A 22,813-nucleotide genomic window follows, 5' to 3' on the forward strand; every position below is an offset into this window, starting at 1 on the left:
TGGCTTTAGCGGTCGTCGCCGTTAGTTTCGGCGCGGCGCAACGTCCCGCGCAGGCGAGCCGCGAATTCTCCGCGTCCCGCGAAATAGGTCTGGACGATGCGCGACACCACACTCTTCCGTGCAACCGCGCCGGGCAATTCGGGCATCGCCTCGAACTGCGGCAGCGTGTGCCGCGCGTCGGCTTCGGCCGGATAGATGCGCACGCGCACGTCGTACCAGGCGGCCTGGCCCGTCACCGGATCGGAGTTCGACATGCGCGCGGGTGCCTCGTCGCAGCCCGGCAGCTCGTCGGTGATCAGGTGATTGAGCAGGAAGCCGCGCTGCGATTCGTTCGCGTCGGGACCGAGATTCCATGCGCCCGCCGCTTTGCCGATCGCGTTCCACGTCCATACGGTGCCCGGTTCGACGGTCTCGCTGTAGCGCGCCATACAGCGCACGCGGCCCCATTGCGATTCGACGTAGATCCAGCTGCCGTCGGCGATGCCGTTCGCGCTCGCCGTTTTCGGATTCACATAAAGGTAATTCTCCCCATGAATCTGCCGCAGCCACGCGTTCTGCGAGTCCCACGAGTGATACATCGCCATCGGCCGCTGGGTGACCGCGGCGAGCGGGAATCGCGCGAGATCCGTCGCCGCGCTTTCGAGCGGCGCGTACCAGAACGGCAGCGGATCGAAGTACCTGTCGACGCGCGCGCGCAGATGGTCGGGCGGCTGCCGGCCGCTCGTGCGTCCTTGCGCGGCGAGCCTGAACTTCTGCATCACGTCCGAGTAAAGCTGGATCAGAATCGGTTCGCTGAATTTGCGGAAACCGTGTTTGACCGCCCAGTCGAGATACGGTCCGTTGCAGTTGCGCATGTACTGCAAGGTCTCGGGCAAGCGGTAATGGAATACGCAGTTGTTCTTCGCGTACTGCTCCCATTGATTCGGATTCGGCTCGCCGACGAGCGCCTTGTCGCCATCCTTGCCGCGCCAGCCGATCAGAAAGCCGACGCCGGAACCGGGCGAGGTCGTGTGATTGACGATGAAGTCCGGATAGTCGCGAAAGCGCCGGCCGCCATCCGCATTGGTGAACGCCGGAAACCTCAGGCGCGACGCCAGTTCGATCAGCACTTCCTGGAACGGCTTGCATTCGCCGGTCGGCGGCACGACCGGTACACGCACCGAATCGACGGGGCCGTCGAACTCGGAGATCGGCCGGTCGAGCATCGACATCGCGTCGTAACGTTCGAGGTAAGTCGTGTCCGGCAGGATCAGATCGGCGAATGCGGTCATCTCCGACTGGAACGCGTCGCACACGACGAGAAACGGAATCTTGTAGTCGCCGTTGGCGTGTTTGTCGGCGAGCATCTCGCGCACCTTCATCGTGTTCATGGACGAATTCCACGCCATGTTGGCCATGAAAATCATCAGCGTGTCGATGGGATACGGATCGCCGCGCCACGCGTTGGTGATCACGCTGTGCATGACGCCGTGCACCGCGAGCGGATATTCCCACGAGAACGCCCGGTCGATGCGCACCGGAGCGCCGTGTTCGTCGATGAACAGATCCTCGGGCGCGGCGGGCCAGCCTAGCGGGCCCGTCGCAAGCGGTGTATCGGGCTTCACCGCGGCGGGGTCGTTCGGTGGTTTCGCCGATGGCGGCACCGCGCGCGGAAACGGCGACTTGTGACGAAAGCCGCCGGGCCGGTCGATCGTGCCCAGGAGCGACATCAGCACGGCGAGCGCGCGGATCGACTGAAAGCCGTTCGAATGCGCGGCGAGCCCGCGCATCGCATGAAAAGCGACCGGGTTGCCCGTGACCGTCTCGTGCGTTTCGCCCCACGCGTCGGTCCAGCGGATCGGCAGCGTGATGCGGTGCCGGCGGCCCGTCTCGATCATCTCGCCGGCGAGCCGCCGGATCGTCTCGGCCGCGATGCCGGTGATCGCCGCCGCCCATTCGGGCGTGCACTCGGCGACGCGCTCGCGCAGCAATGCAAACGACGGCGTTACCGGCTTGCCGTTGTCGAGCGTGTAACGGCCGTCGAGCGCGGGCCTCACGCCGCTCGCATGATGGGGTACCGCGCGCTGGGTGGCCGGGTCCCACCACAGATGATTCTGCGGAAACAGCGGATTGCCTTCGGCCCGTTCGGGATCGCGCACGAACAAACCGAAGTTTTCGCTCGCTTCGTCGAGATCGATCAGCTCCGCCGCGTTCGTGTAGCGCTGCACGAACTCGTGATCCCACGCGTCGGCGGCGATCAGTTCGTGCAGGAACGCCATGAACAGCGCGCCGTCGGTGCCGGGCTTGATCGGCACCCATTCGTCCGCGATCGCCGCATAGCCGGTGCGGATCGGATTGATCGCGATGAAGCGGCCACCCGCGCGCTTGAACTTCGCAATCGCGATCTTCAGCGGATTCGAATGATGATCTTCCGCGGTGCCGATCATGAAGAACAGCTTCGCGCTGTCGAGATCCGGTCCGCCGAATTCCCAGAACGAACCGCCGATCGTATAGATCATGCCGGCCGCCATGTTCGACGAGCAAAAGCCGCCGTGCGCCGCATAGTTCGGCGTACCGAACTGTTTGGCGAACAGGCCGGTCAGCGCCTGCATCTGATCGCGGCCCGTGAACAATGCGAACTTCTTCGGATCGCTCGAGCGAATCGCGGCGAGACGCTTTTCGAGCACGTCGAACGCGGTGTCCCACGAGACCGGCTCGAACTGCGCGCTGCCGCGCTGCGCGCCGGCCTTGCGCATCAAAGGCTGCGTAAGGCGCGCGGGCGAGTACTGCTTCATGATGCCGGAGGCACCCTTCGCGCAGATGACGCCCTGATTGAGCGGATGCTCCGGATTGCCGTCGATATAGCGCACCTCGCCGTCGCGCAGATGCACCCGGATGCCGCAGCGGCACGCGCACATGTAGCAGGTGGTGGTCTTGACATCAAGCCGTTCGTTCTGCGTGCGGGCGTGGTGCTCCATGGCCATCTCCGTCGTTGCTTCTGGTGGGCCGAAGCGCGCGTCATACGCGCTGCTCATACGATACCGACCATCGTATTCGCACCTGCCTCACAAGGGAAATCGCGATTTGCGAGCAAAACTATCCGGCGCACCGATAGTTTCGGTTTCGCTTTCACCTATGCGCTTTTTTCGACGGCGTGTCCAGTCGGGTGATCTCGATCAGCGCCTCGACACGCGACAGATACGCGTCGTCGCCGGCCAGCGCGCCCGGGTCGATCACCCAGAACGGGTGGCCGATGCGCGAGCGCTCGCCCTCCTCGGTCAGAAACGAGCCCGCTTCGCAGCCGAAGTTCGCGCCGCTCAGCGCGGCGGCCAGCAGCTCGACCACGAGCGCCAGCATCGCGCCTTTGGCGCCGCCGAACGGCAGCATCATGCCGTCGAGCGCGGCGCGCGCGGCGCTGCTCTGCCTACCAGCGCTTCGTCTTGATGTTGTGCACGTGGGCGTGCTCGCCGGCCTTGATCGGCGCGACCACCTTGCCGATGTCGACGCCGTACTTGAACACCGTGTCGCCAACGGCCATGTCCTTCAGCGCGATCTTGTGACCGATCGGAATGTCCTGCTTCGCCGGCACGGTGACGATTTCGTCGTCGTCCATGATCCATGCGTTGAGCAGCGTGCCCGCCTTGATGCCCTCGACCACCGCCACGCCGACCGTGTCTTTCGCCTCGTGCAGCACGATGTGGATCGTTCTGCGCGGCGCCGACGCGCCCGCTGCGGCGTCGTTGATGTCTGCCGTGGGATTGCTCATGAGCGTCTCCATTCGTAGTTTGAATGCGGTGAGGGTGCCGCCGGGGCAGCGCAGCCAGGTGCGCCGCGGTGAATCGATGTTAGGCGGCGGCTTACCCAATGTCAACCAGGTCATATATATGTGTTAGACGACTGAGCGAGAACCGGGCCGTTGTCGCGATTCACCGACAACATACGATTCATCCAGATGGATTAGATGACCTGGTCGTTTAGAATCAGGGCAGGTTCAACCCCGGCGAGCGGCACGACTCGCGTATCCCAGAGGTTTTCATGAGCACGCTCGCGATCAATGCGCCCGCAGTGGGAGGCACACGGTACAAGGAGGTCAAGAGCGCGATTCTCGCGGCGCTCGCGGCCGGCGAATGGAAAGGCGGCGAATGCATTCCTTCGGAAAAGCGCCTCGCCGAACGCTTCGGCGTGTCGATCGGCACGCTGCGCAAAGCCATCGACGAACTGTGCGCCGAGAACATTCTGATCCGTCATCAGGGGCTCGGCACGTTCGTGGCGATGCATCAGCGCGATCGGCACTTCTTCCGCTTCTTTCGCATCGTGCGGCGCGACGGCGACAAGGCCTACCCGGTCGTCACGCTGATCGGGTTCAGGAAGGCGCGTGCCTCGCGCGAGGCGGCCGCCGCGCTCGGCGTCGACACCGGCGCGCGCGTTCTTCAGTTCGTCAACGGGCTCGCGCTGCACGGCAAGACCGTGCTGATCGAACATATCACCGTGCCCGAAGCGCTGTTTCCCGGCTTGACGGAAAGCAAGCTGCGCAACCGGCCGAACACGCTGTACAACTTCTATCAGGACGGTTTCGGCATCAACGTGGTCGAGACCGATGAGCATGTGAGCGTTGCGCTCGCCAATGAGCTCGAAAGCACACAACTAGGCGTCGAAGTCGGCGCGCCGCTGCTCGAGATCCGGCGCATCGCATACTCGTATCGCCGCAGCGCGGTCGAACTGCGCATTTCGCGGCTCAATACCGAGGAGTACGAGTACATCGGCACGCGCGCGGCGCGCGACGATCAGAAATAGCGGACCTCGGTCGCCGCCTGCGCCTCATATCACATCTGCGCAAAAACGACAGGCCAATCGTCTTTCATTTTCGGCCGGCGCCAACCTGTCTAAAATAGCCGCACTTCCGCCCCCGAGAACCTCATGCTGGATACCCTCACGAGCGGCTCCGCGCCCATCAACGACGACTCCGGGATGTTCGACCTCGCGCCCGTGTCGCTGTGGCTCGAAGATTTCAGCGGCGTGCGCGCATTGTTCGACGCCTGGCGAGCCGCCGGCGTGACCGATCTGCGCGCCCATTTCGCCGAAGACCCGCGCCGCGTCGCCGAATGCGCTCATCGCATCCGCGTGATCAAGGTCAATCGCCAGACGCTCACGCAATTCGAGGCCGCCGATTTCGACACGCTGACGAGCAATCTCGCCTCGGTGTTGCGCGACGATATGCTGAAAACGCACCTCGAAGAGCTGTGCCAGCTATGGGCCGGACAGTCGAACTTCACGAGCCACACGGTCAACTACACGCTCGGTGGACGGCGCCTCGACGTACTGCTGAAAGGCGCGGTGCTGCCCGGTCACGAGGAACGCTGGGACCGCGTGCTGGTGTCGACCGAAGACATCACCGAGCTCGAAGGCGCGCGGCGCCGCGTCGCGCAAGCGGAGGAATACGCGCGCGGGCTCTTCGAGCATTCGCCGGTATCGCTGTGGGTCGAGGATTTCAGCGCCGTCAAACGCCTGCTCGACGGCGCGCGCGCGGCCGGCATCAACGATTTCCGCGTGTTTACCGACGTCCATCCCGAGTTCGTCGAACGCTGCATGACTGAAATCCATGTACTCGACGTCAACCATCACACGCTCGGGATGTTCGGCGCGAAGGACAAGAAAACGCTGCTCGCGCGCCTCGCCGACGTGTTCCGCGACGACATGCGTCCGCATTTCCGCGAGCAGTTGATCGAACTGTGGGACAACAAGCTGTTCCAGCAGCGCGAGGTGCTCAACTATTCACTCGACGGCAACGAGGTGCACGTGCACCTGCAATTCTCGGTGCTGCCAGGCCACGAGCAGGACTGGGACCTCGTACTCGTCGCGCTGACCGACATCACCGCGCGCAAGAAGGCCGAGGCCTACCTCGAATTCCTCGGCAAGCACGACGTGCTGACCAAGCTGCGCAACCGCTCGTTCTACGTCGACGAGCTGAACCGGCTCGAACGCAAGGGACCGTGGCCCGTGACGATCATCATGGCCGACCTGAACGGCCTGAAGCGCGTGAACGATCAGCTCGGTCACGCGGCCGGCGACGCGCTGCTGCGGCGTGCCGGCGAAGTGCTCGCGAAGGCGATGGAATCGCCGTTCCACGCGGCCCGCATCGGCGGCGACGAGTTCGCGATCCTGATGCCCGATACCGACGAGCGCGGCGGCGCGGCGATGATCGACGCGATCCGCCAGCTCGTCGAGATGAACAACCAGTTCTATCCGGGCTCGCCGCTGAGCTTCTCGATGGGCGCGGCAACCTGCCAGCGCGGCGATCGGCTGGAAGCGGGCGTGCAGCACGCCGACCTGCTGATGTACCAGGAAAAGCGCGCGCACTACGAGGCGCAGCCGGGGGCGGACGCGGCGGCGAAGTAACGCTCGCCGGCGTCAGGCGTTCACCACGCCAACGCAACGCTCAACCTCAGCCCGGCAGTTTGGCCGCGAGCACATCCACCTTGACGATGCCCGGCGGCGACGCGAACAGCTCGCCCGCCTTCTCCATCAACGCGGCCGCGACCTTGCCGTTCAGATGCGCGTCGCGGCCGGCTTCGTCTTCGAACGCGTCGAAAATGGCGTACGTCGACGGACCGAGCTTCAGACCGAACCACGCAGCGGTGGCCGGTTCCTGCTCGACAAGCGGCAGGCCGCCGAGCAGAAACGCCTCGACTTCCTTTTCCTTACCGGGCTTGGCTTCCAGACGGACATACAAAGCGAGCTTGACCATGATGCGACTCCTGGTGAGTTCGGCAGCGAACGGTCCTTTCAAAGCGCTTTGAAAAGTATAGGCGGCGTCGGTTGAGGCTGCGCCGGACCTACCCCGCCAGCAAGTCACGCACCCGGAAAGCGCAGCTCGAAACGCACGACGCCCGGTCGCGGACACACCACGCGCGCGCCGCCGCCATGCAGATGCATGATCGCCTTCACGATCGCGAGCCCGAGTCCGTTCGATTCGGTGAACGCGCTGCGCGCCGCGTCGCCGCGATAGAAGCGGTCGAACAGCCGGTCGAGTTGCACGGCGGGAATCGGCTCACCCTCGTTTTCGACCGTCACCAGCGCGCCTGCTTCGTCCTGCGCGCCGCGCAGGCGCACGATCGTGTCGCCCGCGCCGTAACGCACCGCGTTGACGACCAGATTGTTGATGGCGCGGCGGCACAGCATCGGATTGGCAGACGCGACGCCCGCCGCGTCGACTTCGAAACGCATCCCGCGTTCGTCGGCCAGGCCTTCGAAATAGTCGGCGATCCTGATGAGCTCGCCATGCAGATCGACCGGCTGCCGCTCGATCGACAACGCCGCATGATCCGCATGCGCGAGAAACAGGATGTTCTCCGCGATATGGCTCAGGCGATTCAACTCCTCGAGATTCGATTCGAGCAGTTGCTGATATTCGTCGGCTTCGCGCGGCTGGGCGAGCGCCACCTGGGTTTGGCCGACCAGCGCGCCGACCGGCGTGCGAATCTCGTGCGCGAGATCGGCGGAAAACTGCTGCAGGCGTTGATAGCCGTCGGCGAGACGATCGAGCATCGCGTTGAACGCGTGTGTGAGTTGACGCAGTTCCACCGGCGCCGCTTCGTCGTCGAGCCGGACCGCCAGGTTCGTCGGACTGATTTGCGCGGCCCGCGTGGCGATCTCGCGAATCGGTCGCAGCGCGCGGCGCAGCACGCCGTAAGCGAGCAGCGTCGCGGCCAGCATGCCGCTCAGCGTCGCCAGCACGATGCGGTTGCGGTATTCGGCCAGCATGCGCATTTCGTGCGTCATCGGATGGCCTGCGATCACCTCGACTTCGGCGCCATCCTCGCGCGCTGTCGCGGTCGCAATCGCCCAATGCACCGGCACGCCGTCGGGCAGGCGCGTCTGACGCATGTCGGCGGCACGCGGCGGATTGCCCGCCGGGCCGACCGGTAGATCAGGCACCGCGAGCCTGCCCGGATTCACGTCGACGAACGGCGCTTCGCCCGGCCGCCGGAAGATCAGCACGTCCTCTTCCGCGCCGAGCATCGTCTCGAACAGCAGCGGGCGCTTTTTTAATTCGCTGACCGAATAAAGGTCGTGCACGATGCGGCTGAAATGCTCGACACGGCCGCTCAGCACGACGTCGGCGCGGCGTTGCAGCGAGACTTCGGCGGAATGATAAAAATACGCGCCGAGCGAGCCGATCACCGCGCAGGCGATCAGCGCGAACAGCAACGTGGTGCGCGCGATCAGCGAGCGTTCGCTCCAGAGTTTCATGCGCCGTCGCCGAACGTGTAGCCGATGCTGCGCACCGTGTGAATCAGCTTCTTCCCGAACGGGTGATCGACCTTCGCGCGCAAGCGCTTGATCGCCACGTCGACCACGTTGGTGTCGCTATCGAAGTTCATGTCCCACACTTCCGACGCGATCTGCGAGCGTGACAGCGCTTCGCCCTCGCGGCGCACCAGCAGATGCAGCAGCATGAACTCCTTGTTGGTCAGCGCAATGTCGACGCCCTCGCGCGTGACCCGGCGGCGCAATACGTCGAGCTTGAGGTCGGCGACTTCGAACACGTCGCTCTCGCGGATCACGCCACGGCGCAACAGCGTGCGAACGCGCAGCACCAGCTCGGTAAACGAAAACGGTTTGACCAGATAGTCGTCGGCGCCGAGTTCGAGACCGCGAATGCGGTCGCTGACCTGATCGCGCGCGGTCAGGAAAATCACCCGCAGATCGCGCCGCGCACGCAACGCCCGCATGATTTCCCAACCGTCGATGCCGGGCAGCATCACGTCGAGAACGACCAGTTCGTATTCATGCTCGAGCGCCAGATGCAGGCCGTCCGTGCCGGTGCGCGCGAGGTCGACCGCGTAGCCATGCTCGCGCAGGCCCTTCTTCAGATAGTCGCCGGTTTTCGGATCGTCTTCGATGACCAGAATGCTCATGATGCTCGCTGCTCCTCTCGCGCGATGCGACCGGAAAGGCCGCGCTCGCACGCGCAAAAAAGCCTGATGACAGCGCTCGAGAACAACCGCAGCGCTCCCGGCGGCCATTCTACGTGGCCGCCATCGACCCTTGATGACGTTTTTGTCATCCTCCCGTCACTCTGACGAGCCGATGCGACGGCTAGTCTGAACGCACCGTCCATCACGCTGCATCCCTTCCTGGAGTTGCCTCATGAAGACCCGCATGAAGATCGCCCGCGCACGAACGCTGCGCGCCCTCGCCGTCCCCGCACTCGCCGCCGCGCTGCTCGCGACGACGTTCGCGGCTTCGGCCCAGACCGCCGCGCCGACCGGCGTGCGCGGCACGGTGACGTCGCTGTCGGGCGATCTGCTCAAAGTCCACACGCGCGACGGTCAGGACGTCGACGTGAAGCTCGCCGCCGACACGCCGATTCGCGGCGTCACGCTCGCCAACGTCAGCGACATCAAGCCGGACAGCTACGTCGGCACCGCCGCGATTCCGCAGCCCGACGGCACGTTGAAGGCGCTCGAAGTGCATGTATTCCCGCCGAGCATGCGCGGTTCGGGCGAAGGTCATCGGCCGTGGGATCTCGGCGCGAACAGCACGATGACGAACGGCACGGTCGGCTCGCTCGTGGTCAGCAACGGCCGCACGATTACCATCAAGTACAAGGATGGCGAGAAGAAGATCGTGATTCCGCAGGACGTGCCCATCGTCAGTCTGGAGCCGGGCAGCCGCGCGTTGCTCACGCCCGGCACGAAGGTCGTGCTGTTCGCGCACAAGGAAGCGGACGGCGCGATGGCGGCGAATTTCATTTCGGCCGGCGAGCATGGCGTGACGCCGCCGATGTAAAGCCGCACGTCGTTCGTCTTCATCCCTCTCGTCTTTGAAGCCAATGCCCGACTCGCAAGCATTTCTGGTCGTTCATCCCCTCGTCGTTCGCGTGACGCACTGGATCAATGCGTTCGCGATGGTCTGCATGGTGATGAGCGGCTGGGCGATTTATAACGCGTCGCCGATCTTTGCGTTCCGGTTCCCCGTGTGGGCGACGCTCGGCGGATGGCTCGGCGGCTCGATCGCATGGCACTTCGCGGCGATGTGGCTGCTGTGCGCGAACGGCCTGCTGTATCTCGCGCATGGCGTCGCGAGCGGCCATTTGCGTCGCAAGCTGCTGCCGCTGCGTGCCCGCGAGCTGGCGCGCGATGCGGCGCTGGCGTTGCGCCTCAGACTGCCGCACGAAACCGGTAGATACAACGCCGTGCAGCGCGCGTTGTATCTGCTGGTACTGCTGCTCGGCGTGCTGCTGGTCGCATCGGGACTATCGATCTGGAAGCCGGTGCAATTGTCGTGGCTAACCGCGCTGTTCGGCGGCTTCGATTTTGCGCGCCGCGTGCATTTCGTCGCGATGGCCGGCGTGGTCGGCTTTGTCGTCGTGCATCTGCTGCTGGTGCTGCTGGTGCCGCGCACGTTGCCGCCGATGGTCACCGGACGCGCCCGGCGCAACGCACAGCGCATCGATCAAGCCTCCCAGAGGACTCGCGCATGAGCGCCCCGCAACGAACCGACACGGCGAACGATACGCACGCCAATACAGAAGACGCGCGCCGCTCACGCATCGTGCTTGCCGAGCACCGGCCGCGGATCGAGCAGTTGCAACGCCGCTTGTTTCTGCGCTCCTCGCTATCGATCGGCGCGCTTGCGATGCTGTCCGGCTGCAACCTGCAGGACAACGATTCCGTCGACAAGGTGCTATGGGCGATGTCGCGCTGGAACGACCGCGTGCAGGCGTGGCTGTTCAATCGCAACAAACTCGCGCCGACCTATTCGGCGCGCGATATCACCGATCCGTTTCCGTTCAACGCGTTCTATCCCGAGTTCGACGCGCCCGATATCGACGGCTCGACCTATCGGCTCGAAGTATCGGGGCTCGTCGCGGATAAACGCGGCTGGAGTCTCGAGCAGCTGCGCAGGTTGCCGCAGGTCTCGCAGATCACGCGTCACGTGTGCATCGAAGGATGGAGCGCGATCGGACAATGGAGCGGCGTGCCGTTTCGCACGTTTCTCGAACTGATCGGTGCCGATCTGAGCGCGCGCTACGTCGGTTTCAAATGCGCGGACCGCTATTACTCGAGCCTCGACATGGCGACCGCGCTGCATCCGCAAACGCAATTGACGCTCGATTTCCGCAACGCGCCGCTGCCGGCCAGATACGGCTATCCGCTGAAGCTGCGCGTGCCGACCAAGCTCGGCTTCAAGAACCCGAAGCACATCGCCGCGATCTTCGTGACCAACACGAACCCGGGCGGCTACTGGGAAGATCAGGGCTACAACTGGTTCAGCGGGCTTTAGACCGCGGTCACATAACGCGGGACCGGCTTTTGCGCGCGCGGCGGCGGCGCATCGTGAGCGACGCGCATGCGCTTGACCTCGTCGACGGGACTCAGGCCGAACAGCCGCTTGAACTCGCGGCTGAACTGCGACGCGCTTTCGTAACCGACCCGCACGGCGGCCGCGCCCGCATTCAAGCCGTCCTGCACCATCAACAGACGCGCGTGATGCAGACGCGTGGTCTTCACGTACTGCATCGGCGAGGTCGCGGTGACCGCCTTGAATTGCGCATGAAACACCGCGAGGCTCATGCCGGCCTCCGCCGCGAGCGTATCGACGTCGAGCGACGCGTGATAGTCCGCATGAATGCGCCGCAGCGCCTTCGCGATGCGGCCAAAGTGATTCTGATGCGTGAGCGCCGCGCGAATCGCGCCGCCCTGCTCGCCGGTCAACACGCGATAACAGATTTCCCGGACGATGCCAGGCGCCAGGATTTGCGCGTCGAGCGGCGACGCGAGCGCCTCCAGCAGACGCTGCACCGCGCTGCTCAGTGCGGCATCGAGCGGCGTCGAATACATGCCGGCCGGCTCGTATTGCGCGAGGCCCTGGGTTTCGTTGAGCGCCATCAGCAGTTCGGCGACCATCGTCAGATCGACGCGCACCGACATGCCGAGAAACGGCTCCTGTTCGCTTGCCTCGGTCTCGCATTCGAACGGCAACGGCACCGACAGCACCAGGTACTGCTGCGCGTCGTACTGGAATACCTGACCGCCGAGATAACCGCGCTTGCGCCCCTGACAGACGATCACGATGCTCGGCTCGTACATGACCGGCATGCGCGGCATCGGACGATTCGCGCGCAGCAGGCTGACGCCTTCGAGGCTCGAGCGCGTCATGCCGGCATTCGGCGCGAGCAGGTTGAACAGTTCGAGCAAGCGGCGTTGCGCGGGGTCTTCCGGAATGGAACCGACAGCTTGAGTGGACATGACGATATGGTGACGGCCAAGAGAATAATGCTTGAAATCTAGCATCAAACAGCCTGTCGCGCTGCCCCTCCAGAGTTTTAGGCAAACCTTCAAGACGATCAGGTATTCCCCGGGCAGCGCCGGGTCCCTAAGATGGGAACCCTGCCGGATCGCCTTTTTCGACGCGCGCAGCGTGCGCGGTCATCGACCGCCATGCGCCGACAGCTTGCCAACGGCGGCCCCCGACGCTCGCGCCCCGATCCCGGTTCATGCTGCGGCCCGCCGCATCCGCAACCCAGTGTTGCGCATCGTCGGCGCGTCGCATGTTACGCCATCACCCTCTTTGCTGGAGCCATCCATGAGCACGACGTATGCCTATGCAGCGACCGACGCCACCGCGCCGCTCGCCCCATTTGAAATCCAGCGCCGCGCACCCCGCGCCCATGACGTACAGATGGAAGTGCTGTACTGCGGCGTGTGCCATTCCGACCTGCATCAGGCGCGCAACGAATGGAAGAACACGATCTACCCGGTCGTGCCGGGCCACGAGATCGTAGGCCGTGTGACCGCGGTTGGTCCGAACGTGACGAAGTACAAGGTCGGTGAACTGGTCGCGGTCGGCTGTCTGGTCGATTCGTGCCGCACCTGTTCGAGCTGCGCGGAAGGTCTCGAGCAGTATTGCGAGAACGGTTGGGTGGGCACGTATAACGGTATCGATCGCGTCGACGGACAGGTCACTTACGGTGGCTATTCGACGCAACTGGTCGTCGATGAGGCTTTCACGCTGCGCGTGCCGCGGAATCTCGACGCCGCGGGTGTCGCGCCGCTGCTGTGCGCGGGCATCACCACGTATTCGCCGCTACGCACGTGGGGTGTGGGCCCGGGCAAGAAGGTCGGGATTGTCGGCCTCGGTGGACTCGGCCATATGGGTGTGAAGCTGGCTCGGGCGATGGGCGCGCAGGTCGTGCTGTTTACGACTTCGCCGTCGAAGATCGAGGATGCGAAGCGGCTTGGCGCGCATGAAGTCGTGGTTTCGAAGAATCCGCAGGAGATGGAAGCGCATGTGAATAGCTTCGATTTCATTCTCAATACGGTGGCTGCGCAGCATGATCTGAATCCGTTTTTGAATCTGCTCAAGCGTGACGCGACGATGACGTTGGTGGGTGCTCCGGAGCACGATCATCCGTCGCCGCAGGTGTTCAATCTGATCTTCAAGCGGCGGCGCCTTGCTGGTTCGCTGATTGGCGGTATTGCCGAGACGCAGGAGATGCTCGATTTCTGTGGCGAGCATGGCATTACCTCTGATATTGAAATGATTCCGATGCAGAAGATCAATGAAGCGTACGAGCGCATGCTCAAGAGCGATGTGAAGTATCGGTTTGTGGTTGATATGGATTCGATGCGGAAGTAATAGCAACTTTTTGGCCGCGCAGCGGGTGGTTTTTTTTGCGCCTGCGGCGCGGGGTTCTGTTTTGTTGTTGTGTTTTTTGCCTTCGCACTTTTTTCTGTGTTCTTAGGGCGTTGGCCTTTCCTTGATTTCTTGTCGGTCTATTGGCGTTGCCCCTGTGCGGGGCGGCACCTACTTTCTTTGCTGCTGCAAAGAAAGTAGGCAAAGAAGACAGCTCAAACCGCTAACTCTTAAGCGGGTCCCTCTGTATTCCGCGGGCAGTGGTGCATCTGGAATCTGTGTTCCCGCACACTCCGCGTTAGTGACAAGGCCGTCATTCTTCCGGCGGCGCCGCGCGCGCCGAAGCGCTGGTCTCAAACCATTGGTCGTTTCGGCGCGTCGCCGAGGCGCAGCCGATGGCCCCACTAACCTAAAAAACACTCTGGTTTCCCTTGCATACCCGTCCGCGACGCACATAGTGCGGAGTGGGATGGATGATGGCTTTGTCACTGCCGTGGAATGTGCGGGGGCACGGATTCCAGATGCACCACTGCCATTCGTGGAGCACGGTGCCCGCTTAAGAATTAGCGGTTTGAGCTGTCTTCTTTGCCTACTTTCTTTGCAGCAGCAAAGAAAGTAGGTGCCGCCCCGCACAGGGGCAACGCTAATAGACCGATAAGAAATCAAGGAAAGGCCAACACCACAAGAACAAAGACAAATCCGCCGCAGGCAAAAAAGACAAAAACCATTTGGAGCATCCCAGTGATCGACAGAATAACTGCAATGCGCACATTCATCCGAATTGTGGACACCAACAGCTTCACCCGCGCAGCGGAGTCATTAAACATTCCGCGTGCAACGGCGACGACGATCGTCCAGAACCTGGAAGCCCTGCTGGGCACAGCGCTGTTAGTCCGCACGACGCGCCGCCTGAGCATCACACCGGAGGGCGCAGCCTATTACGAACGCTGCGCGCAAATCCTGGCCGACATCGACGAAATGGAAGCCAGCCTCCGCAATTCGACCGACAACCTCACCGGCCGCCTCCGCATCGAAATGCCCAGCGCGGTAGCGAGCGCAATCGTGCTCCCATCGCTAGACGACTTCCACACCCGTTACCCGAACCTCGACCTCGCGATCGGCGTCAGCAACCGCACCGTCGATCTGGTCTCCGAAGCAATCGACTGCAGCATCCAGCTCGGTGAATTGCCCGATTCCAATCTCGTCGCGCGGCAACTCGGCACGCTCGATCAGGTCACCTGCGCGAGTCCGGCCTACCTGGCCCGCCACGGCACGCCCGCCGATCTCGATGATCTGCGCGCGCACGTCGCGGTCAACTGCGTGTCGCCGCATAGCGGCCGCGAATGCGACTTCGATTTCGAAGTGGGCGGCGAAGCGCGCAAGGTCAAGCTCAACGGCTTCGTACAAGTCAGCGACGAACAGGCGTACCTGACCTGCGGACTGCAAGGCCTCGGCATGATCCAGCCCGCGCGCATCGCCGCGCAGCCTTACCTCGATTCGGGCTTGCTGCATGAAGTGCTGCCGCAATGGAAACCCGTGCCGATGCCGGTCTCGGTCGCGTATGTGAAGAACCGCCGCGTGTCGCCGCGCGTGCGCGCGTTCGTCGATTGGCTCGCGGAGCTGTTCGAGAAAGCCGGCCACGTCGAGCAGGATCTGTCGCGCGTGCGTCAGTTGCTGCGCGGCCTGCATCCCGCGTGAAGCGGGTGCGGGTCCGAGCGCGCGGCGCTCGCGCGTTGGCTAGTCCAACGGCCGCACCGGCACCGGCCGCGTCAACAGATCGACGTAGAAATTAAAAAACGCCGGATTATCAAATCGTTTGACGACCGTCATCTTCTGCAAACCCGGCGGCGGCGAACTCGTGTAGCCCGTGGCCTTGCCATCGTTGGCGCCGAAGCCCGTATCCACATCCACCCACTCCTCGACGGTCTGCGTCGCGAACGACGGATGCATCAGATAGGCGAGCGTCAGCGTGTCCCAGATGTTCGTCGTGTAGTTCGGATTGGTCTCGAAGCCGTTCTTGCCGTCGTATCCGTAGCCGTTCAGCGTCCTGAACAGTTGCGTGATGATGGTCTGCTTCGCCGGATCGTGCGCGACGCGATCGTACAGTGCCTTGTCCATTTTCACGGTATCCGTCACGTCGAGCGGAATCACCGTCTGTTTGATCGGCAGACGCAGCACCGCTTTCGCCGCTGCGGGATCGAACCACCAGTTGAATTCGGCGGCGGGTGTGGTATTGCCCCGCACGTCGATCGCGCCGCCCATGTAAATGATCTGCTTGATCAGCGGCACGATCTCGGGATGCTCGCGCGTGGCCAACGCGATGTTGGTCAGCGGGCCGATCGCGAGGATCGTCACCTCGCCCGGGTACCGCTTGACCGATTCGACGATGAAGTCGATCGCGCTCTGACTCTGCACCTTCGTGTGCGTCGCGAAGCCGTCCGGCGGCGCGACGAGGTCGCTAGCGGATTTCGGCTCGGGCTTGCTCCATGCGCCAACATAGCCATCGCCGCCGGGGAATTCCTTCATTTCCCGCTGGATCGTTTTGAAATCGTGCGTCGGTGCGTAGTTGGCGCCCGCATAGACGCCGATCTGTTGTTCGACGCCGAGTCGTTCGACCGATTTCAGCGCATCGGCAACACCTTGCTTCAGCCACTGATTGCCCGACACCACGGTAATGCCGAGCACTTGCAGCGAGCCCTGCGCCTGCAATTGCGCGGCCATCACCCCGAGCTGGCCGTCGTCGCCGAGCGTGTTGTAGTCGCTGTCGATGATCACCTTCGGCGGATCGCTCCGGGCGTCGAGACTGCTGCTGGCGCAAGCCGTGAGATCGAGTGTGATTGCCACGCTTGCCGCCAAGATCAATGCCACGAAAATTCGCCCCATCGATGCCCCGTCTGGAATGCCGCTGCGTGACGCCGACAAGGAAACCATCATAGGCGCAAGCCGTATGAATGACGAATGATCAGCGCGGCAACGACAGCACACGCAAAAGCGGCTCGCGACGCCACTGCAACGTCGCGAGCCGCTTCGAATAGCGCGCTGTCAAAAGCCCGTTACTGCGATTCCTCCGCCCACACGGCGTTCTCCCGCGTCATCAACGCGGTCGATGCCGCCGGTCCGAACGTGCCCGCCGAATATGAGCGCGGCCGCTCGCCCGACTTCGCCCAGCCTTCGAGAATCGGCTCGGCCCACGCCCATGCCGCTTCGAGCTCGTCGCGGCGCATGAAGTGCGTCAGACGTCCGCGGATCACGTCGATCAGAAGCCGCTCATAGGCTTCCGCGCGACGCTCGGTGAACGCCTGCTGCAGGTCGAGGTTCAGGCTCACCGGCAGCATGTGCATGCCGCTGCCCGGCTCTTTCGCGAGCACCTGCAACTGGATCGACTCTTCGGGTTGCAACTGGATCACCAGACGATTGCCGTAGGTTCGTCCACCGCTCGGGATGATCGAGAACGGCAGATCGGAGAATTCGATGACGATCTCCGACAGCTTCTTCTGCATCCGCTTGCCGGTGCGCAGGAAGAACGGCACGTTGGCCCAGCGCCAGTTGTTGATCCGCGCGCGCAACGCGACAAAGGTTTCGGCGCGGCTGCCCGCCGGCACGTTGTCTTCCTCGAGGTAGCCCTTGACCGCCTCGCCATCCACCGCGCCCGCCGTGTACTGGCCGCGCACCGTGTCGCGCGCGATGTCCTCGGGCGTCATCGGCCGCAGCGAGCGCAGCACCTTCAGCTTTTCGTCGCGCACCGCGTCGGGATCGAGCGACACTGGCGGCTCCATCGCGACGATGCACAGCAGTTGCAGCAGGTGGTTCTGCACCATGTCGCGCAGCGCGCCGGTCTTGTCGTAGAACCCCGCGCGGCTGCCCACGCCGACCGTTTCGGCCACTGTGATCTGCACGCTCTTGATGTACGGCGCCTGCCACAGCGGCCCGAAAATCGGATTGCCGAAGCGCAGCACCATCAGGTTCTGCACGGTTTCCTTGCCCAGGTAGTGGTCGATCCGGTAGATCTGCGCTTCTTCGAAATGCTTGCCGACCGCGTTGTTGATCTCCTGAGCGGACGCGAGATCGTGGCCGAGCGGCTTTTCGAGCACCACCCGCGAATTGCCGTCGACGAGCCCGGCCGACGACAGGTTGTCGCAGATATGGGTGAACAGATCCGGCGACGTCGCCAGATAGAACACGCGGTTCACGCCGTCGCGCGACGCTTCCTTCAGGCGCAGGTAGTCCTCGGCCGCATCGACGTCCATCCGCACGTATTCGAAAATCGCGAGGAATTTGTCCCACGCCGACGCGTCGAACGCTTTTTCGTCGATGAAGGGCTTCGCCTTCTGCTCCATGAATTCGCTGATGTATTCCTCGCGCGACCAGGGCTTGCGCCCGATCGTCAGAATGCGGGTATCGGGCGGCAGGTTGCAGTGCAGATGCGCCATGTACAGCGCGGGCAGCAGCTTGCGGAACGACAGGTCGCCGGTGCCGCCGAAGATGATCATGTCGAGCGGCAGGTCAGGTGTGGCAGGAGCTTGTTGGGTCGTCATGGCACGGTCGCAGCGTCTAGGGGGAAGGCGTCGATCAGGAATCGGCGGCGGGCGGACGGGCTACGGCTCACGTCCGCTATGGCGCTTTTTCCGGCAAACATCTATGGTGCAACGTTTTGAGATAGTTTGCACGGCAGCATCTGCCGCAGGTTAGCGCAAGTTGCCAAGCTTGCGCGCCAGACAGTCGTTTTTTCGGGATATTTTGCGCGATTATTTGCCATTGGGCCGCTGACGGTCAGCCGCGCGCCAGCGCGTCACGCGCGACCCGGCACGCGGCCAGATCCCACGCCGCGCAGCCTACGCTCTTGAACACCACCGGCCCCGCCGGCAAGGGCTGCGTCTGCTCGAGCACCGCGGCGATCCCGCCCACCCGCGCCCAATCGACACCGGCCTGGATGAAATCGCCGGCCTCGTGCATTGCGCCAGCCTGATCGTCGACGAACAGCGCGCTGCCCGCGATCGTAGTCGCGCCGATCTCGACCATCTGCGGCGTGAAAGCGCCGACGCCGATCACGAGCCGCTCGGCGCGTGCCGTCTCGTCGTAGACCGGCTGTTTGCTCGTGGTCAACGCGATCACGACGTCGACCGAAGCGGGAATCGTCGCGCCCGCATCCGCGAGCGGCCGCAGCTCACGCACCTTGCCGCGCTGCGCCGCGCAGAACGCTTCGGCGCGCTCGGGCGCGCTGCCCTTGACCCACACGCGCGCGTCGGCAAACAGTTCGCCGATCGCCTCCAGATGATTGAGCGCCTGCGTGCCGGTGCCGATCAGCAGGAATTCACGCGGCGCGCGCGCGGCGAACGTCGCGACGCCGAGCATCGACATCGCCGCGGTCCGGCGCCCCGTCACTGTCGGACCATCGAGGATGAACAGCGTCTCGCCGGTATTGGCATCGAAGGCCATGACCTGACCGTGGATCGTCGGCAGATGGCGCGCGCCGTTGCTCGCGCACACATTGACGAGCTTGTGGATCGCGAGATCGGGCGCGGTGGCGGGCATCGACAGCATGACGCCGCCGGCGTTCAGCGGCACGACGAGCCGCTCGGGGCTCACGATGCGTCGTTGCGCGTAGTCGATGCTAGCGCGCCTCAACGCGTCGACAAGCGCTGCGTAAGGCATCAGCCGCGCGGTGGCGGCGGCATAGAAGATCTGCGTGGTCGGGCGGGTCATGGGCGGAACGATCCAATGGGGGATGGAGTGGGCATGACGTCACCGTAACCGAGCGCGAAAAAATTGACCAGTCGTGTGGACGTCTACTGCCCGCCGAATCGCGAACTCCGCTTCATGCCCAGCGCGCCGGCTAGCTCGTGCCGCGGCTGAGCGTCATCCCCCGCCGTGCATAGAAACGCGACATCGTCGCGAACGGCAGGTACACGTCGGACTGATGCGGCGCGACGCCCGACGGGTTGTGAAACCACACGCCATCGCGATCCCGCCCGTGCAGCAGGATCAGATGACCGCCCCGCCGCTGGTTCGTCCGCTCCGGATAGCGGATCTCGGGACTCACCGACACGATCGCGAGCGTATCGTCGTCGAGCCGCGCCGCGATCTCCTCGAGCGACGCCTGCGGCAGCACGTCGATATCGAGGCCGAACGCCGGGCCCGCCCAGTCGGCGAACGGCCGGTAGATCAGACCGTCGACGCCACCATCGTCGCGCAACCGGTATACGCCGTGCCGCAGCGCGTCGTCGAGCAGTGCGGCGCGCGGCGCGTGATCGATGCTCCAGTAGTCGAGAGCCGACTCGAGGCACGTCAGCCCGCACAGGCGTTGCGCCCAGAAGCGATAGCGCTCGGGGTCGGCGAAACCGCTGCGCTGCCAGTGCGGATCGTCGCACGGGTCGCGCTGCTGTTCGACGATGGCGCGCACCCACTCGGGGCTGCCCCATTGCGTGTAGTACGGGACGTCGGCGTGGCGGAGAACGGGTTCGGTCATCGGTGGTATCGGTCGGGTTGGGTTGTATCGGGCTGGGTTGCGCGGAGTTACAGCATGCTGCGCGGCCGCTTCATCGTGCCGTCGAAGAAACGCTGCAAACGAACCTGGGCGTCGCGCAACGCCGGAAACAGTGCGCGCAGCTTTTTCAGCGCGCGCGGCGCGTGGCTCGCGTTCGGCTGCGGATGCGGGTCGCGCGGATAGAGCACGCGTTCGACGCCAACCACGCCGCAGCCCTCGAAAAACAGCGCGCCGGCTTCGGCTGCCCGTGCCGCGAAGGCCGCGGCGACGCGGCGCGGTTCGGCCTGACCGTCGCTTGGCGTGTACAGGCCGCCGAGCGCGGGGCCCTGCAGGCCGGTCACCACGGCGTCCATCTGCCTGCGCTCGAGCGTGCGGGTGTCGAGGCCATACTGACGCGCGACCTCGGTCCATTGCTGAAACGATGTCCAGTCTTCGTCATGGGTGGCGACATACAGGCAACCGCCCTGGCGCCATTCGAGATCGAAATTCAGCTCACGTTCGAGTTCTTTCCACAATGGAATGCTGGCCATCATCAGCGGCACCTCCGCGGCTTCGCGACCCTGGCTGGTCGCAGCCGGGACGGCGCGGCCGGCGCCTGCCGGAATGCCCGATTATCCGTCACACGAATATTCGTCGATTATGCGTCACGCAAATATTTGACAAATATTCGTCTCACGCATAAATTGCGTTTATTCGTCTCGCAGATAATCCGCCATGCTCCACCTGATCGCCACGTCGGACCAGCTCGCGCAGTTGCTAGCGGCCAGCCGCCGCCAGGCCGGCCTCACGCAGACCGAGGCCGCCGCGCGCGTCGGCGTGAGCCAAAGCCGCATTTCCGCGCTCGAAACCGATGCGAGCGGGCTCACGCTCACCCAGCTGCTCGCGCTGTGCGGCGCCTACGGCCTGCAACTGCAGTTGCGCGACAAAAATCAGCCGAGCTCCGAGCCGGCACCGAACGTCGAGTGGTGAGATGGCCCGGCAAACCGCTTCGAAGGCGTTGTCGGTGTGGGCCAACGGCGAGCGCGTCGGGCTCTGGCGGCTGCCCGCGCGCGGCCCGATGGAGTTCGCCTACGACGCCGCCTGGATCGCGTCGCCCGCGGGTCGTCCGCTGTCGCTGTCGCTGCCGTTCACGCCCGGCAACATGACGCACAAAGGGCCGCGGGTGCTCAACTACTTCGACAACCTGCTGCCCGACAGCGACGTGATCCGCAAACGCATCGCGCAGCGCTACCGGACCGAAACGCTCGACGCGTTCGACCTGTTGCAGGCCATCGGCCGCGACTGCGTCGGCGCGGTCCAGTTGCTCGCCGAAGACGACGCGCCGGCCGGGGTCCAGCGCATCGAAGGCACGCCGCTTTCCGACGACGACATCGAGGCGCTGCTCGCGCAGACGGTCGGCAAACCGACGCTCGGCGCGCCCGACGAATTTGACGACTTCCGCATCTCGCTCGCCGGCGCGCAGGAGAAAACCGCGCTGCTGTGGCACGACGGCCAATGGCAACGGCCGCACGGCGCGACGCCGACCACGCATATCTTCAAGCTGCCGCTCGGGCTGGTCGGCAACCGGCTCGCCGATCTCAGCACGTCGGTCGAAAACGAGTGGCTGTGTCTGCGGATTCTGCGCGCGTTCGGCCTGCCGGTCGCGAACACCGAGGTGCTCAGGTTCGGCAAGCAGCGCGTGCTCGCCGTCGAACGCTTCGACCGGCAGATGCATTCGAGCGGCCGCTGGCTGCTGCGTCTGCCGCAGGAAGATTTCTGCCAGGTGTACGGCGTGCCGTCGCATCGCAAGTACGAAAACGAGGGCGGCCCCGGCGTGCTCGACCTCGCGCGGATTCTGCAGCAATCGGTCGAGGCGCGGCAGGACATCGAGACCCTGCTCGCGAGCCAGATCCTGTTCTGGATGCTGGCCGCGCCGGACGGCCACGCGAAGAACTTCAGCATCCGCCTGCTCGCCGGTGGCCAGTACCGTCTGACGCCGCTTTACGACGTGATGTCGATCTGGCCGGTCGAGGGCAACGGCCCGAACCAGTGGTCGTGGTACAAGGCGCGGCTTGCGATGGGTCTATGGTCGCGCAGCAAGCACGATGCGTTTCGCGACGTGCAGCGGCGACACTTCAACGCGATGGCGTTGAAATGCTCGTACGGCGCCGACGCCGAGCCGCTGCTCCAGCGTCTGATCGAGCAGACACCTGGCGTGATCGAGCGGGTCTCGGCGGAGTTGCCCGAGCGCTTTCCGGGCAAGGTCGCCGAGCGGATTTTCAAAGGACTTCAAAATTCGGCGGCCCGGCTCGACACGATGCCGGCAAGCTGAACGCGGACCGCGCGTGCCGGCGCAAACCCGATCCCTCCGGACACACTTTTCATCGCGCCTCTCGCCTGGCTTTTCCGCAAGGGCGGACCTGCCGGGCTTTGCGGCAAGCGGCCGGATCCGTCGCCTTGCGCACTACTCATTCGTGGATTCCCTACGGTTTCGTCATCGTTTCACCGGTAGAATGCCTTGTGATGCTCAATGCATCAAAGGTCACCGGTACGGCCATGGCGTCGCTTGCATCAGCGGACTCGGCGGCCGGTCTGACAAAATCATAAATGGTGATTTTTTTTACGGTACATTTGCTGTCCCCGCGTGACCGATTCATGCGCATAGCATGCGCAGGGTCGGCTTGCGCCTGCCGACCGCGCTCCAGATGTACCTTTTAACCCGGCGGATTT

Annotated in this window: 21 protein-coding genes and 1 pseudogene; 10 read left to right on the forward strand and 12 right to left on the reverse strand. The window is 64.1% G+C overall.

The window, feature by feature from the left end:
- Nucleotides 1-5: 5 nt before the first annotated feature.
- The 3 genes from HDG37_RS17920 to HDG37_RS17930 form a co-directional block, all read right to left on the reverse strand.
- Nucleotides 6-2,957 (reverse strand): molybdopterin-dependent oxidoreductase, encoded by a 2,952-nt coding sequence (locus tag HDG37_RS17920; protein WP_184049922.1) that lies wholly within the window; start codon nt 2,955-2,957, stop codon nt 6-8.
- 151 nt (nt 2,958-3,108) lie between these two features.
- Nucleotides 3,109-3,369, reverse strand: coding sequence for an Ldh family oxidoreductase (locus tag HDG37_RS17925; protein ID WP_409260167.1), 261 nt, complete (start codon nt 3,367-3,369; stop codon nt 3,109-3,111).
- A gap of 34 nt (nt 3,370-3,403) precedes the next feature.
- Nucleotides 3,404-3,745 (reverse strand): UxaA family hydrolase, encoded by a 342-nt coding sequence (locus HDG37_RS17930; protein WP_221312057.1) that lies wholly within the window; start codon nt 3,743-3,745, stop codon nt 3,404-3,406.
- A 269-nt stretch (nt 3,746-4,014) separates the two neighbouring features.
- Here HDG37_RS17930 and HDG37_RS17935 point away from each other — a divergent pair, with 269 nt between their 5' ends.
- Together HDG37_RS17935 and HDG37_RS17940 are read left to right on the forward strand one after the other, a co-directional pair.
- The gene (locus HDG37_RS17935) at nt 4,015-4,773 is read left to right on the forward strand and encodes a GntR family transcriptional regulator (protein ID WP_184049925.1); all 759 of its coding nucleotides are present in this window, start codon (nt 4,015-4,017) and stop codon (nt 4,771-4,773) included.
- A 123-nt stretch (nt 4,774-4,896) separates the two neighbouring features.
- On the forward strand, nt 4,897-6,375 hold the full coding sequence (locus HDG37_RS17940) for a sensor domain-containing diguanylate cyclase (protein ID WP_184049927.1): 1,479 nt from the start codon (nt 4,897-4,899) through the stop codon (nt 6,373-6,375).
- A 46-nt stretch (nt 6,376-6,421) separates the two neighbouring features.
- Here HDG37_RS17940 and HDG37_RS17945 read toward each other — a convergent pair whose 3' ends face one another.
- The 3 genes from HDG37_RS17945 to HDG37_RS17955 form a co-directional block, all read right to left on the reverse strand.
- Entirely contained in the window at nt 6,422-6,724 is a 303-nt protein-coding gene (locus HDG37_RS17945; RefSeq protein WP_184049929.1) for a putative quinol monooxygenase, read from the reverse strand.
- A 104-nt stretch (nt 6,725-6,828) separates the two neighbouring features.
- Nucleotides 6,829-8,229, reverse strand: coding sequence for a heavy metal sensor histidine kinase (locus HDG37_RS17950; RefSeq protein ID WP_184049931.1), 1,401 nt, complete (start codon nt 8,227-8,229; stop codon nt 6,829-6,831).
- Nucleotides 8,226-8,897, reverse strand: coding sequence for a heavy metal response regulator transcription factor (locus HDG37_RS17955; RefSeq protein ID WP_090806021.1), 672 nt, complete (start codon nt 8,895-8,897; stop codon nt 8,226-8,228). Before HDG37_RS17955 ends, HDG37_RS17950 begins: the two co-directional genes overlap by 4 nt.
- Before the next feature lie 232 nt (nt 8,898-9,129).
- Here HDG37_RS17955 and HDG37_RS17960 point away from each other — a divergent pair, with 232 nt between their 5' ends.
- From HDG37_RS17960 to HDG37_RS17970, 3 genes are read left to right on the forward strand one after another with little or no spacing between them, the layout of a single operon-like run.
- Nucleotides 9,130-9,771 (forward strand): DUF5666 domain-containing protein, encoded by a 642-nt coding sequence (locus tag HDG37_RS17960; protein WP_221312058.1) that lies wholly within the window; start codon nt 9,130-9,132, stop codon nt 9,769-9,771.
- Nucleotides 9,772-9,814: 43 nt separating this feature from the next.
- Nucleotides 9,815-10,465 carry a cytochrome b/b6 domain-containing protein gene (locus HDG37_RS17965; protein ID WP_184049933.1) on the forward strand — a complete coding sequence of 217 codons (651 nt, stop codon included), beginning with the start codon at nt 9,815-9,817 and terminating at the stop codon, nt 10,463-10,465.
- Nucleotides 10,462-11,268 (forward strand): molybdopterin-dependent oxidoreductase, encoded by an 807-nt coding sequence (locus HDG37_RS17970; RefSeq protein WP_184049935.1) that lies wholly within the window; start codon nt 10,462-10,464, stop codon nt 11,266-11,268. The genes HDG37_RS17965 and HDG37_RS17970 overlap by 4 nt, the downstream gene beginning before the upstream one ends.
- Here the strand turns inward: HDG37_RS17970 and HDG37_RS17975 are convergent.
- Nucleotides 11,265-12,233: an AraC family transcriptional regulator gene (locus HDG37_RS17975; RefSeq protein ID WP_184049937.1), complete on the reverse strand. Its 969-nt coding sequence runs from the start codon at nt 12,231-12,233 to the stop codon at nt 11,265-11,267. The genes HDG37_RS17970 and HDG37_RS17975 overlap by 4 nt on opposite strands.
- Before the next feature lie 337 nt (nt 12,234-12,570).
- Here HDG37_RS17975 and HDG37_RS17980 point away from each other — a divergent pair, with 337 nt between their 5' ends.
- Both HDG37_RS17980 and HDG37_RS17985 read left to right on the forward strand, forming a co-directional pair.
- Entirely contained in the window at nt 12,571-13,623 is a 1,053-nt protein-coding gene (locus HDG37_RS17980) for an NAD(P)-dependent alcohol dehydrogenase (RefSeq protein ID WP_184049939.1), read from the forward strand.
- 738 nt (nt 13,624-14,361) lie between these two features.
- The gene (locus tag HDG37_RS17985; protein WP_184034115.1) at nt 14,362-15,318 is read left to right on the forward strand and encodes a LysR family transcriptional regulator; all 957 of its coding nucleotides are present in this window, start codon (nt 14,362-14,364) and stop codon (nt 15,316-15,318) included.
- Nucleotides 15,319-15,357: 39 nt separating this feature from the next.
- Here the strand turns inward: HDG37_RS17985 and HDG37_RS17990 are convergent, their stop codons facing one another.
- The gene (locus tag HDG37_RS17990; protein WP_184049941.1) at nt 15,358-16,503 is read right to left on the reverse strand and encodes a nucleoside hydrolase; all 1,146 of its coding nucleotides are present in this window, start codon (nt 16,501-16,503) and stop codon (nt 15,358-15,360) included.
- Here HDG37_RS17990 and HDG37_RS39365 point away from each other — a divergent pair.
- On the forward strand, nt 16,454-16,582 hold the full coding sequence (locus HDG37_RS39365; RefSeq protein WP_260334919.1) for a hypothetical protein: 129 nt from the start codon (nt 16,454-16,456) through the stop codon (nt 16,580-16,582). The two genes, HDG37_RS17990 and HDG37_RS39365, sit on opposite strands and share 50 nt — an antisense overlap.
- A 91-nt stretch (nt 16,583-16,673) precedes the next feature.
- Here HDG37_RS39365 and zwf read toward each other — a convergent pair whose 3' ends face one another.
- The 4 genes and pseudogenes from zwf to HDG37_RS18010 form a co-directional block, all read right to left on the reverse strand.
- Nucleotides 16,674-18,155 carry a glucose-6-phosphate dehydrogenase gene (zwf, locus tag HDG37_RS17995; protein ID WP_090806032.1) on the reverse strand — a complete coding sequence of 494 codons (1,482 nt, stop codon included), beginning with the start codon at nt 18,153-18,155 and terminating at the stop codon, nt 16,674-16,676.
- Nucleotides 18,156-18,390: 235 nt separating this feature from the next.
- Complete coding sequence (gene lhpI / locus HDG37_RS18000; protein WP_184049943.1) at nt 18,391-19,323, reverse strand: bifunctional Delta(1)-pyrroline-2-carboxylate/Delta(1)-piperideine-2-carboxylate reductase; 933 nt, start codon at nt 19,321-19,323, stop codon at nt 18,391-18,393.
- 130 nt (nt 19,324-19,453) lie between these two features.
- Complete coding sequence (locus HDG37_RS18005; RefSeq protein ID WP_184049945.1) at nt 19,454-20,086, reverse strand: C39 family peptidase; 633 nt, start codon at nt 20,084-20,086, stop codon at nt 19,454-19,456.
- Nucleotides 20,087-20,295: 209 nt separating this feature from the next.
- A pseudogene (locus tag HDG37_RS18010) lies at nt 20,296-20,670 on the reverse strand (NAD(P)/FAD-dependent oxidoreductase); the annotation flags it as partial.
- Between the two features lie 148 nt (nt 20,671-20,818).
- On the opposite strand from HDG37_RS18010, the gene HDG37_RS18015 reads away from it, so the two are divergent.
- Nucleotides 20,819-21,073: a helix-turn-helix domain-containing protein gene (locus HDG37_RS18015; RefSeq protein WP_090806037.1), complete on the forward strand. Its 255-nt coding sequence runs from the start codon at nt 20,819-20,821 to the stop codon at nt 21,071-21,073.
- Nucleotide 21,074: 1 nt separating this feature from the next.
- Entirely contained in the window at nt 21,075-22,415 is a 1,341-nt protein-coding gene (locus tag HDG37_RS18020; protein WP_184049947.1) for a type II toxin-antitoxin system HipA family toxin, read from the forward strand.
- Nucleotides 22,416-22,813: the final 398 nt, after the last annotated feature.

It is taken from the genome of Paraburkholderia sp. MM5384-R2, assembly GCF_014201025.1.
In the GTDB taxonomy this organism is placed as follows: Bacteria; Pseudomonadota; Gammaproteobacteria; order Burkholderiales; family Burkholderiaceae; genus Paraburkholderia; species Paraburkholderia tuberum.

Excerpts from the sequence above, each read along its gene's own strand:
- HDG37_RS17920 (WP_184049922.1), bottom strand. The coding sequence starts at position 2,957 with ATGGAGCACCACGCCCGCACGCAGAACGAACGGCTTGATGTCAAGACC.
- HDG37_RS17925 (WP_409260167.1), bottom strand. The coding sequence starts at position 3,369 with ATGATGCTGCCGTTCGGCGGCGCCAAAGGCGCGATGCTGGCGCTCGTG.
- HDG37_RS17930 (WP_221312057.1), bottom strand. The coding sequence starts at position 3,745 with ATGAGCAATCCCACGGCAGACATCAACGACGCCGCAGCGGGCGCGTCG.
- HDG37_RS17935 (WP_184049925.1), top strand. The coding sequence starts at position 4,015 with ATGAGCACGCTCGCGATCAATGCGCCCGCAGTGGGAGGCACACGGTAC.
- HDG37_RS17940 (WP_184049927.1), top strand. The coding sequence starts at position 4,897 with ATGCTGGATACCCTCACGAGCGGCTCCGCGCCCATCAACGACGACTCC.
- HDG37_RS17945 (WP_184049929.1), bottom strand. The coding sequence starts at position 6,724 with ATGGTCAAGCTCGCTTTGTATGTCCGTCTGGAAGCCAAGCCCGGTAAG.
- HDG37_RS17950 (WP_184049931.1), bottom strand. The coding sequence starts at position 8,229 with ATGAAACTCTGGAGCGAACGCTCGCTGATCGCGCGCACCACGTTGCTG.
- HDG37_RS17955 (WP_090806021.1), bottom strand. The coding sequence starts at position 8,897 with ATGAGCATTCTGGTCATCGAAGACGATCCGAAAACCGGCGACTATCTG.
- HDG37_RS17960 (WP_221312058.1), top strand. The coding sequence starts at position 9,130 with ATGAAGACCCGCATGAAGATCGCCCGCGCACGAACGCTGCGCGCCCTC.
- HDG37_RS17965 (WP_184049933.1), top strand. The coding sequence starts at position 9,815 with ATGCCCGACTCGCAAGCATTTCTGGTCGTTCATCCCCTCGTCGTTCGC.
- HDG37_RS17970 (WP_184049935.1), top strand. The coding sequence starts at position 10,462 with ATGAGCGCCCCGCAACGAACCGACACGGCGAACGATACGCACGCCAAT.
- HDG37_RS17975 (WP_184049937.1), bottom strand. The coding sequence starts at position 12,233 with ATGTCCACTCAAGCTGTCGGTTCCATTCCGGAAGACCCCGCGCAACGC.
- HDG37_RS17980 (WP_184049939.1), top strand. The coding sequence starts at position 12,571 with ATGAGCACGACGTATGCCTATGCAGCGACCGACGCCACCGCGCCGCTC.
- HDG37_RS17990 (WP_184049941.1), bottom strand. The coding sequence starts at position 16,503 with ATGGGGCGAATTTTCGTGGCATTGATCTTGGCGGCAAGCGTGGCAATC.
- zwf (WP_090806032.1), bottom strand. The coding sequence starts at position 18,155 with ATGACGACCCAACAAGCTCCTGCCACACCTGACCTGCCGCTCGACATG.
- lhpI (WP_184049943.1), bottom strand. The coding sequence starts at position 19,323 with ATGACCCGCCCGACCACGCAGATCTTCTATGCCGCCGCCACCGCGCGG.
- HDG37_RS18005 (WP_184049945.1), bottom strand. The coding sequence starts at position 20,086 with ATGACCGAACCCGTTCTCCGCCACGCCGACGTCCCGTACTACACGCAA.
- HDG37_RS18015 (WP_090806037.1), top strand. The coding sequence starts at position 20,819 with ATGCTCCACCTGATCGCCACGTCGGACCAGCTCGCGCAGTTGCTAGCG.
- HDG37_RS18020 (WP_184049947.1), top strand. The coding sequence starts at position 21,075 with ATGGCCCGGCAAACCGCTTCGAAGGCGTTGTCGGTGTGGGCCAACGGC.